Genomic DNA, 9,890 nt, shown 5'->3' on the forward strand with positions numbered 1-9,890 from the left:
GAAGCCTCCAAGCCCCCTTAGACTTCCCATGAACCGCCGCCCCCACCCTCTCCGCTACCTCCCCCGCCCTCCCCTGCCCCCTCGCCCACGCCTCCCACGCCCCCCCCCTCCCGGCCCTCACCGCCGTCGCCGCCCTGGCCGGCCTCGCCGTGGCCCCCACCCTCACCACCGCCTACCTGCTCACCGACGAACTCGCCGCCCCCACCGAACGCACCCGCGCCGGAGCCTGGGTCAACACCTCCTGCAACGCCGGAAGCTCCACCGCCACCGCCCTCACCGGCACCCTGCTCACCCACCTCCCCCTCCCCGCCTGCCTCCTCCTCGCCGCGACCCCGCCCCTTGCCGCGCTCGCCCTCCGGGGGCACGGAGGAGAGCCCCGCCAGGGGCTCGGGGAACGGCGAGGCCCGGTCTGCTGACGGTGCACTGCCGGAGCGCGCACCGGCTTCGGGTTCCGTTTTCGCCGATGAGTTCCGGCGGCGGGGCCCGTCCAACCCGGCATGACACGAATCCACGTCAACGGAACGGTCCTCGGCGTCGAGTCCTTCGGCGACCGGGAGGCCCCCCTCGTCCTGCTGGCCGGCGGCACCACGATGCTCTCCTGGCCGGACGCGCTGTGCGAGCACCTCGCCGCCGGCGGCCGCCACGTGGTCCGCTACGACCTGCGCGACAGCGGGGAGTCGGAGGGCGGCGACCCGCAGGCGCCCGGCTACACGCTGCGCACCCTCGCCGCCGACGCGGCCGCCCTCGCCGACGCGCTCGGCGGGGGCCCCGCGCACCTCGCCGGGATCGGGGTCGGCGGGATGGTCGCCCAGGTGGCCGCGCTCGACCGGCCGGAGGCGTTCTCGGCGCTCACCCTGGTCGGCACCCGCCCGGTCGCCCCCGGCCCGGCCGACCCGGACCTGCCCGAGCACGACCCGGCGACGATGGGACGGCTGTTCTCCCGTCCGAAGCCCGACTGGGCCGACCGGGCGGCGGTCGCCGGGTTCGCCGCCGCCGGGGCGGAGATCCTCGGCGACGACCCCGCCGCGGCCCGGACCACCGCCGCCCGGATCTGGGACCGCACACCCGGCACCGAACCCCCGGTGCAACTGGCCAACCAGATCGGCCTGGTGTTCTCCGCCCTCGACTGCGCACCCCGCTGGCGCGAACGCCTCCCCGCCCTCGCCCTCCCCACCCTGGTCGTGCACGGCCGCCGCAACCGGTTCTTCCCCCTCGGCAACGCGGAGGCGCTGGCCCGCGAGATCCCGGGAGCGCGGCTGCTCGTCCTGGACGCCGCGACGGCACTGCCCGCCACCGCGGCGGCGGAGGTCGCGGAGGCGATGCTGGCACTCTGAGGACGAACGAGAGAGCCCCACCAGGGGCTCACGAGCGCGCATTCAGGGGCTCGGGGAACGGCGAGGCCCAGTCTGCTGGCGGTTCACTGCCGTTGCGCGCATCGGCTTTTGGTTCTGTTTACGGCACGCAGCAGCACGGACTTTCCGATGGGCTCCGGCCGTCAGCAGCACGGACCCGCCGTTCCCCGGGCCCCTGATTTCGCATCCCGCCGTTCTCACCGGGCTCTGCGCAGGAGTTGCTCCGCGACGGCCAGGTTGATGATCCAGGAGACCCAGGCGCCGGAGGCGTAGATCGCGGCGGCGGGGAGGCCGGTCGGCCCGAGGGCGAGGAGCCAGAGGCGGAAGGTGACGGCGGTGAACATCAGGGCGTAGGAGCGGAGCATCCAGCGGTGGTGGGCGGGGACGCGGCCGTGCCGGGCGTGGTGGAGGCCGAGGGCGGTGGTGGTGAGGGTGAGGACGGCGAGCAGGGCGAAGCCGAGCGGGGCGACCGGGGGGTAGAGGCCGTGCGGGGCGATGAGCAGGCCGCCGAGGCCGGTCGCGGCGGCGGCCAGGACGTAGCCGCGGCCGGTCCAGCGGTGCAGGGCGGGGCGGCGGGCGCGCAGGCCGGGGAGGAACTGGAGCAGGCCGAGGGAGAGCGCGCCGATGCCGCCGCCGATGTGCAGCAGGAGCGGGGCGAGGTGGGCGAGGTAGACGGTGCGCTGGTCGGCGAGGAAGGTGTCGGGGTCGAGGGTGAAGTAGCGGGCGGAGACGGCGGCGACGAGCAGTGCGAGGGTGGCGACGGCGATCCGGCCGGCCCGTTGCGGGGCGCCGGACTTCCGTGCGGCGGTGGGGACTTCGGTCGCGCCGGGGTGGTGGGAGGTCATGCCGGGGACGCTACGGACCGGCCCTGATCTGCGGCGTCCCCCCGGTGGGGTGGCCTGGACTACCCCAGCTGGGGTAGCGCCCCGGGCCCGTCCCGGAGCCGGGCGGACACCGGGGTCGGGGAGCGGCCGGGTCGGGTAGGTTCTCCCCGGTCACCGCGGGTCCCGCCCCCGCCCCCCGCCAGCACCGAGGACGCCGCACGATGCCGCCCACCGTCACCAGCAGACTCCGGTTCCCCGCGTTCGGGTTTCGACTCCCCGCGTTCGCCGGGGTGTTGGGCCGCGTCCCGGCTCCGCTCGCGGACGCCGCGCCCGCCGCGGTGCTGTTCGTGGCGATGCTGGTCGAGCGGCTGGGGGCGGCGGGCCGGATCGGCAGCCGGATGCCGTACGCGCTGGTGCTGACCGTGCTGCTGGCCCTGCCCGTGGCGGTCCGCCGCCGGGCCCCGCTGACGGCGTACCTGGTGGGGACGCTGGCGCTGACCGTCGAGGCGCAGTTCGTCTCGCCGAGCCCGGTCTCGCCGTACGCCAACCTGCTCGGCGCGTACGCGGTGGGCCGGTACGGGGGCCCCGGCCGGGCGGGTTGGGGGGCGCCGCTGGTGGTGGCGGGCATCGCCGGGTACTTCACCGGGCAGGACGTCGCGGTGGTGATGCCGGCGGGCTTCCTGGCGCTGTGGCTGGCGGTGTGGGCGTACGGCTACGCGGACGCGCACCGGCTCGCCGAGCAGGCGGTGGAACGGCGGCGCGCCCGGGACGAGTTGCTCGCCGAGGAGCGGACCAGGATCGCCCGCGAGGTGCACGACCTGGTCGGCCACTCGCTGAACCTGATGCTGGTGCAGGCGGGCGCCGCCCGGCGGCTGATCGACCGCACCCCCGGGCGCAGCCGCGAACTGCTGGTGGAGATCGAGCGGACCGGCAACGACGCGCTCGGCGAACTCGACCGGGTGCTGGGCCTGTTGCGCGGCTCCGCGCCCCGACTCCCGGACGGCGCACCGCCCGCCGAGCCCGGCACCGTCGAACTCCCTTCCCTGGCCGAGCGGATGGGACGGGCCGGGCTGGCCGTCGCGCTGCACCGGGACGCCCCGCCGCTGCCCCCGGAGCAGGACCGCTGCGCGTACCGGGTGATCCAGGAGGCGCTGACCAACGTGCTGCGGCACTCCGGCGCCGGGCAGGCCACCGTCCGGATCACCGGGCGGCCCGACGGCACCCTGATCGAGGTCGCGGACGACGGCTCCGGCCCGCCGCCAGGCCACCGCCCCGGCCGCGGCCTGACCGGCATCGCCGAACGCGCCGCCCGCCTGAACGGCACCGCCCGGCACGGGCCCGGACCGAACGGCGGCTTCCTGGTCCGGGTCGTCCTCCCCGCCGGGGGCGAACGGTGAGCGCCCCCGCCGCCCCCGTCCGGGTGCTGATCGCCGACGACGACCCGCTGCTGCGCGCCGGGCTCGCCGTGGTGCTGGGGACCGCCGACCGGATCGAGGTGGTCGGCCAGGCCGGGGACGGGCTGCGGGCCGTCGAACTCGCCCGCGAACTGCGGCCCGACGTGGTCCTGATGGACGTCCGGATGCCCGGCTGCGACGGCGTCGAGGCCACCCGCCGGCTGGCCGGGGGCCCGAGCCGGGTGCTGGTGCTGACCACCTTCCACCACGACGCGTACGTGTGGGGCGCGCTGCGGGCCGGTGCCGCCGGGTTCCTGCTCAAGCGGGCCTCGCCGGAACGGCTGATCGACGCCGTGCACGCCGTCGCGGCTGGGGAGGCCGTCCTCGACCCGGCGGTCACCCGGGACCTGATCGGCCACCTGCTGTCCGCCCCCGCCCCGGGGCCCGTCCGGGAACCCGCCCCGGACGACCGGGGCCCGCTGGCGGCGCTCACCGTCCGCGAGCGCGAGGTGCTGCGGCTGGCCGCCGAGGGGCACCCCAACGAGGAGATCGCCGCCCTGCTGCACCTCGCCGAGTCCACCGTGAAGACGCACGTCAAACGGATCCTCGGCAAGCTCGGCGCGCGCGACCGCTCGCAGGCGGTGGCCGCCGCTTACCGGCACGGGCTGATGGCGCCGCCGCCCCGCCCGCCGGCCGCGCCCGGGGCTCCCTGACACTCCGTCACCGACGCGGTGCCGGTGCATCGCGCCGGCCCGGCCGTACATTGAGCGGATGATCGTGGAGAACGGGCCGGGGCCCGCGCGGCCGCTGCGCTACGGGTGGGGCCCGTCCGGGCGGCGGCTCGCCGAGCAGGGCCGCTGGGAGGAACTGCTGGAGCGCTTCCGGCTGGCCAGGGCGCTGGGCGACCCGCTGTCCGGGCCGCTCGGCCACCTGGTCGCCTACGGCGCGCCCGCCGCCCTCGCCGCCCGGCTGTTCGACCCCGCCGGCGGGCCGGGCGCCCCCGCGACCACCGCCGACCACGACGCCGGACCGCTCTGGGAGGTGCTCGCCACCCGCCACCCCCGCCCCGTCCTGGACGCCCTGCCGCTGCCGCCCGCGATCCGCCGCCTCGCCGCCCACACCCGCGCCCTGCTCGGCGAGGACCCCGGCGACGACACCCCCGACGAGGGCGGAGTGCCCTACCGGCTGATGCCCTGGGAGGACGGCGGCTGGGAACGCGACACCCGGGTCCGCGAGTACCTGCCCGGCGGCGGCGCCCGCCGCGCCCTGCACCTCGCCCCGCCCACCCGCGAGGGCCTCGCCGTCCTCGAACTCCCCAACCCCGGAGCCCGGTTGACCGGCATCGCGGCCACCCGCGCACTCGCCGCGCTCTCCGACTGGACCACCGCCGTGTGCGTCCGCGGCCGCGCCGCCGACGCCGCCGCCCAACTCGCCGGCGGCCCCGAAGTCACCGGCGGCCAGCTCCCGTTCGCCGCCCTCTACCCCGCCCTGGTCCACCTCGCCTCCGCCCGCCCCGACCGCGGTGCCGCCCAGGGACGGCTCGCCGTCTGGGAGTTGCTCACCGCGATGGACGGCACCCCCGCCCCCGCCCGCCCCGCCGCCGACGCCCTGGTCGCCCGCCTGCGCTGCCTCGTCTGGACCGAACCCGCCGACGACCTCCGCCACCTCCACCTCGCCCTGGAAGACCCCGCCACCGGCCTCGCCTGGGCCCTCTCCGGCACCACCCCCGAACCCGCCTGAGGGGTTCGGGAAGAACGGCGAAGGGGGACGAACCAGGGGCTCGGGGAACGGCGAGCCCGGGTCTGCTGACGGTGCACTGCCGGAGCGCGCATCGGCTTGTGGTTCGGTCAAAGACACGCAGCAGCACGGACCTTCGATGGGCTCCGGCCGCCAGCAGCACGGACTCGCCGTTCCCCGAGCCCCTGGTGGTGCTTCCGGTGGGAACCGCCGAACCCCGGCCTGCGTGGAGGTGGTTGATCACACGAGCGGAGGTCCGATGGGGACGAAGGTGCTGGGCTGGAAGGGCTGGCGGGTGCCGGCGAACGGGTGCGCCTGGGTGCCGCTGGCGGTGGGGTTCGGGGTGTGGGCGGCGCTCCGCGGGAGCGGCCGGGCCGACGAGGCGTGGCGGTGGTGCCTGACGCAGAGCCACGAGGCGCTGCCGGGCCGGTTCTGGCCGAAGGCGGCGGTGATGGGCGTCTGCGTGGTGCTGATGCTGCTGCTGGCGACCCCGCTGGCCCGGTTGAAGGGCAGTTCCTGGTGGCTGTGGCCGGTGCTGCTGCTGGCCGGGTACGCGCTGGCCGCGCTGTACGCGTACGGGATGGGCGCCCCGGCGGAGGTGCCGGTGGGGGTGGAGCCGGACTGCGAGCCGATGCCGCGCTGGCCGTTCGGGCCGTCGTACATGGAGTGGTTCAGGAGTCGGTGACGGGCCGCCGGGCCGTCCGGCGCCGGGTCAGCTCCGTTCGGCCAGCACCAGGTAGCGGGCCGGTTCGTCGGTGTAGGAGAGCGGGGTCCAGCCGTTGGCGGCCAGCAGCGGGAAGAGGTGCTCGCGGGCGCGCAGGTCGTCGGGGGTGAGCGGGCGGCCCTTGCGGGCGGCGAGGGCGGCGCGGCCGAGCGGGTGGAACAGGGCGAGGCGGCCGCCGGGGCGGGTGACCCGGGCGAGTTCGCGCAGGCCCGCGGCCGGGCCGGGGAGGTGGGAGACCAGGCCCGCGCCGAACACCAGGTCGGCGACCGCGTCGGGCAGCGGCAGCCGGGTGCAGTCGGCCAGCAGCAGGGCGGCGTCGGCGCGGTGGGCGGCGGCGGCCCGTTCCAGCATCTCGGGGGTCAGGTCGACGCCGAGCACGGTGCCGTCGGGGCCGACGGCGGCGCGCAGCAGCGGCAGGGCGCGGCCGGTGCCGCAGCCCGCGTCGATCACGAACTGCCCGGCGGCCAGGCCGGTGTCGGCGATCGCGGCGGCGTAGCGCGGGCCGTCGTCCGGGTACTTGCTGTCCCAGGTGGTGGCGCGTTCGGCGAAGAAGGCCCGGGTGTCGGCCAGTTCGCGGGCGTGGGCGGCGGTGTCCGGGGGCGGCGGAGTGTCCATGGAGGGGAGGCTACCCGGGCGGTGGCCGTGACCCGTCGCGGTCCGGCTCGTTGGTGGGTCGGGGGTGTCCGGCAGGGACCGGGCGGGGGCGCGGGTGGGGAGAACCACTCACCCGGACGGGTGACCGGAGGGCCTGGTGGCGGCGTTCGCCGAGCCCCCGAAGATAAGGTTAGGCTCACCTAACTTTGCAAGGGAGCTCCTGCTGTGACCCTCACCGTCGGCACCCCCGCCGCACCGGCCGGCGACGCGATCCTGCGCCGCCAGCGCGTCCGCGAATCGGCCGCCCGCACCTACGCCCGGTCCTTCCCGATCGTCCCGGTGCGCGCGAACGGCATGACGGTCGAGGGCGCCGACGGCCGCCGCTACCTCGACTGCCTCTCCGGCGCAGGCACCCTCGCCCTCGGCCACAACCACCCCGTGGTGCTGGAGGCGATCCGCCGCACCCTGGACAGCGGCGCCCCCCTGCACCTGCTCGACCTCGCCACCGCCGAGAAGGACGACTTCACCACCGCCCTGCTGGAGAGCCTCCCGGAGAAGTTCGCCGCCAGGTCCCGGATCCACTTCTGCGGCCCGGCCGGCACCGACGCCGTCGAGGCCGCCCTCAAGCTCATGCAGACCGCCACCGGCCGGCGCGGCGCCCTCGCCTTCACCGGCGCCTACCACGGCATGACCGCCGGCGCCCTCGCCGTCACCGGCAACACCGCCGTCAAGGCCCCGCTGCCCAGCGGCGGCGAAGTCACCCGGCTGCCCTACCCGTACGCCTACCGCTGCCCGTTCGGCGTCGGCGGCGAACGCGGCGCCGAACTCGCCGCCGCCTACACCGAACGCCTGCTCGACGACCCGTCCGGCGGCGTGCTGCCGCCCGCCGCGATGATCCTGGAGCCCGTGCAGGGCGAGGGCGGCGTCGTGCCCGCCCCCGACACCTGGCTGCGCGAGATGCGCCGGATCACCGCCGAGCGCGGCATCCCGCTGATCCTCGACGAGGTGCAGACCGGCGTCGGCCGCACCGGACGGATGTGGGCCGTCGAGCACAGCGGCGTCGAACCCGACGCCATGGTGCTCTCCAAGGCCATCGGCGGCAGCCTCCCGCTCGCCGTCGTGGTCTACCGCGACGAGTACGACGGCTGGCAGCCCGGCGCCCACACCGGCACCTTCCGCGGCAACACCCTCGCCATGGCCGCCGGTGCCGCCACCCTGCGGTACGTCGCCGCCAACGGCCTGGTCGCCCGCGCCGAGACCGTCGGCGCCCGGATCGCCGCCCGCCTCGACGGCGCCCGCGACCGCCTCCCGGTGATCGGCGACGTCCGCGGCCGCGGCCTGATGCTCGGCGTCGAACTCGTCGACCCCGCGGGCGAACCCGACAGCTGCGGCGCCCGCCCCGCCGACCCGCGCCTGGCCGTCCGCGTCCGCGAAGCCTGCCTCGCCCGCGGCCTGATCGTCGAGCTCGGCGGCCGCCACGACGCCGTCCTGCGCCTGCTGCCGCCGCTCACCATCACCGACGAACAGGCCGACGCCGTCCTCGAACGGCTCTGCGACGCCGTCGAGTTCGCGACGCGGCAGCCGGAGAGCGGCAAGTAGGCATGCAGGCAGAGAAACTGACGGTACATCAGATATCCACGAGGGCGGGACGATGGACGGGCAGGGCATGAACGAGGCGGCCGGACTCTCCGGCGGGGCCGCCGGGCCGCAGACCCTGCGGCCGCTGATCGACGAAGTGCTGGACGGACTCGGCGCCGGGGCGCTGCGACGCGGCGGGCCGATCGCCCCCGGCGAACCGGCCGCCGTCGCGGCCGCCGTCCGGAAGGCCCTGGCCCAGGCCCACGGACCCACCGCACTACGGCAGTTGACCGAACTGCTGGCCCACGGCGCCGCCGACCCGGCCGACCCGCACTGCGCCGCCCACCTGCACTGCCCGCCGCTGGCCGTCGCGGTCGCCGCCGACCTCGCGGTCAGCGCGCTCAACCCCTCCCAGGACTCCTGGGACCAGGCCCCCGCCGCGACCGCCCTGGAGAGCGAACTGCTCGCCGAACTCGCCGAGTCGGTCGGCTTCCACCCCGACCGGGCGGCCGGGGTGCTGACCAGCGGCGGCACCGAGTCCAACCTGATGGGCCTGATGCTCGCCCGGGACCAACGCCTCGGCCCCGACGTCGAGTTGAACGGCCTGCCGGCCGGCGTCCGCCCCCGGATCCTGGCCTCCGAAGCGGCCCACTTCTCCGTCCAGCGCGCCGCCGCCCTGCTCGGCCTCGGCGAACGCGCCGTCCACACCGTCCCCGTCGACCGGGAACTCCGGATGGACCCCGCCGCCCTGGCCGGCGCCTTCGCCGAAGCCGGCTGGGAAGGCGCCACCCCCGTCGCCGTCGTCGCCACCGCCGGCACCACCGACACCGGCGCGATCGACCCCCTGCACGCCGTCGCCGACCTCGCCGCCCGCCACGGCACCTGGCTGCACGTCGACGCGGCCTACGGCGGCGGCGCCCTCTTCTCGAAGCGGCTCGCCCCCCTCCTCGACGGCCTCGACCGCGCCGACTCCGTCTCCCTCGACTGGCACAAACTCGGCTGGCAGCCCGCCGCCGCCGGAGTCTTCCTCGTCCGCGAGGCCCGCACCTACGCCTCGCTCGCCCGCCGCGCGGTCTACCTCAACCCCGCCGACGACGAAGAAGCCGGCTACCCCAGCCTGCTCGGCCAGTCCCTGCGCACCACCCGCCGCCCCGACGCCTTCAAGCTCGCGGCCACCCTGCGGGTCCTCGGCCGCGACGGCCTCGGCGCCCTGGTTGACCGCTGCCACGAGAACGCCCTGCGGGCCGCCGGGATCATCCGCCGCACCCCCCAGCTGGAACTCCACTGCGACCCGGTCCTCACCACCGTGGTCTTCCGTTACGCGGTGGCCGACCCGGCGGAGAGCGACCGCCGCAACGCCGAACTCCGCCGCCACCTGCTCCGCACCGGCCGCGCCGTCGTCGGCCGCACCGAACTCCCCGGCCGGGGTCCGGGCCGCGTCCGCCTCAAGCTCACCCTCCTCAACCCGCACACCACCGAGCCCGAGCTGGCGTCCCTGCTGCACGCGGTGGTCGAAGCCGCGGAGAAGGTGTAGTGGAAGGGCGCGAGGGAGACCCGTTGAGGGCCGGACGCTGCGAAACCAGAGGCGCGGGGAACTGCGCGAAGCGGGAGGTGAACGTCAGCAAGATCGCGGGATAGTGCAAGCTCTCGTCCTGCGTCGCGATCCGGCTGTGCGTGCTCGGTTGGC

The 9,890-nt window shown here is 76.5% G+C and carries 10 protein-coding genes; 8 read left to right on the forward strand and 2 right to left on the reverse strand.

Going from position 1 to position 9,890, the window contains the following annotated elements; translation table 11 throughout:
* Positions 1-149 precede the first annotated feature (149 nt).
* Together ACFUEL_RS27565 and ACFUEL_RS27570 are read left to right on the forward strand one after the other, a co-directional pair.
* Positions 150-416, forward strand: coding sequence for a hypothetical protein (locus ACFUEL_RS27565; RefSeq protein WP_380239464.1), 267 nt, complete (start codon positions 150-152; stop codon positions 414-416).
* A gap of 81 nt (positions 417-497) precedes the next feature.
* On the forward strand, positions 498-1,334 hold the full coding sequence (locus ACFUEL_RS27570; RefSeq protein ID WP_380239465.1) for an alpha/beta fold hydrolase: 837 nt from the start codon (positions 498-500) through the stop codon (positions 1,332-1,334).
* Between the two features lie 215 nt (positions 1,335-1,549).
* Here ACFUEL_RS27570 and ACFUEL_RS27575 read toward each other — a convergent pair whose 3' ends face one another.
* Positions 1,550-2,197: a DUF2306 domain-containing protein gene (locus ACFUEL_RS27575; RefSeq protein ID WP_380239466.1), complete on the reverse strand. Its 648-nt coding sequence runs from the start codon at positions 2,195-2,197 to the stop codon at positions 1,550-1,552.
* 200 nt (positions 2,198-2,397) lie between these two features.
* Here ACFUEL_RS27575 and ACFUEL_RS27580 point away from each other — a divergent pair, with 200 nt between their 5' ends.
* The 4 genes from ACFUEL_RS27580 to ACFUEL_RS27595 all read left to right on the forward strand — a co-directional run bounded on the left by ACFUEL_RS27580 (position 2,398) and on the right by ACFUEL_RS27595 (position 5,992).
* On the forward strand, positions 2,398-3,573 hold the full coding sequence (locus ACFUEL_RS27580) for a sensor histidine kinase (RefSeq protein WP_380239467.1): 1,176 nt from the start codon (positions 2,398-2,400) through the stop codon (positions 3,571-3,573).
* Entirely contained in the window at positions 3,570-4,283 is a 714-nt protein-coding gene (locus ACFUEL_RS27585; RefSeq protein ID WP_380239468.1) for a response regulator, read from the forward strand. Before ACFUEL_RS27580 ends, ACFUEL_RS27585 begins: the two co-directional genes overlap by 4 nt.
* Positions 4,284-4,341: 58 nt before the next feature.
* The gene (locus tag ACFUEL_RS27590; protein WP_380239469.1) at positions 4,342-5,310 is read left to right on the forward strand and encodes a hypothetical protein; all 969 of its coding nucleotides are present in this window, start codon (positions 4,342-4,344) and stop codon (positions 5,308-5,310) included.
* 256 nt (positions 5,311-5,566) lie between these two features.
* Positions 5,567-5,992 (forward strand): hypothetical protein, encoded by a 426-nt coding sequence (locus ACFUEL_RS27595; RefSeq protein ID WP_380239470.1) that lies wholly within the window; start codon positions 5,567-5,569, stop codon positions 5,990-5,992.
* Between the two features lie 27 nt (positions 5,993-6,019).
* Here ACFUEL_RS27595 and ACFUEL_RS27600 read toward each other — a convergent pair whose 3' ends face one another.
* A complete protein-coding gene (locus tag ACFUEL_RS27600) occupies positions 6,020-6,646 on the reverse strand; it encodes a class I SAM-dependent methyltransferase (RefSeq protein WP_380239471.1) in 627 nt (208 codons plus the stop codon).
* 204 nt (positions 6,647-6,850) lie between these two features.
* On the opposite strand from ACFUEL_RS27600, the gene ACFUEL_RS27605 reads away from it, so the two are divergent.
* A complete protein-coding gene (locus tag ACFUEL_RS27605) occupies positions 6,851-8,224 on the forward strand; it encodes a diaminobutyrate--2-oxoglutarate transaminase family protein (RefSeq protein ID WP_380239472.1) in 1,374 nt (457 codons plus the stop codon).
* Positions 8,225-8,276: 52 nt separating this feature from the next.
* A complete protein-coding gene (locus tag ACFUEL_RS27610) occupies positions 8,277-9,737 on the forward strand; it encodes a pyridoxal phosphate-dependent decarboxylase family protein (RefSeq protein ID WP_380239473.1) in 1,461 nt (486 codons plus the stop codon).
* The last annotated feature ends 153 nt before the right edge of the window (positions 9,738-9,890 follow it).

This window comes from Kitasatospora sp. NPDC057198, from assembly GCF_042670125.1.
In the GTDB taxonomy this organism is placed as follows: domain Bacteria; phylum Actinomycetota; class Actinomycetes; order Streptomycetales; family Streptomycetaceae; genus Kitasatospora.

Coding starts and splice junctions, on each gene's coding strand:
- ACFUEL_RS27570 (WP_380239465.1), top strand. CDS start 498: ATGACACGAATCCACGTCAACGGAACGGTCCTCGGCGTCGAGTCCTTC.
- ACFUEL_RS27575 (WP_380239466.1), bottom strand. CDS start 2,197: ATGACCTCCCACCACCCCGGCGCGACCGAAGTCCCCACCGCCGCACGG.
- ACFUEL_RS27580 (WP_380239467.1), top strand. CDS start 2,398: ATGCCGCCCACCGTCACCAGCAGACTCCGGTTCCCCGCGTTCGGGTTT.
- ACFUEL_RS27590 (WP_380239469.1), top strand. CDS start 4,342: ATGATCGTGGAGAACGGGCCGGGGCCCGCGCGGCCGCTGCGCTACGGG.
- ACFUEL_RS27595 (WP_380239470.1), top strand. CDS start 5,567: ATGGGGACGAAGGTGCTGGGCTGGAAGGGCTGGCGGGTGCCGGCGAAC.
- ACFUEL_RS27600 (WP_380239471.1), bottom strand. CDS start 6,646: ATGGACACTCCGCCGCCCCCGGACACCGCCGCCCACGCCCGCGAACTG.
- ACFUEL_RS27610 (WP_380239473.1), top strand. CDS start 8,277: ATGGACGGGCAGGGCATGAACGAGGCGGCCGGACTCTCCGGCGGGGCC.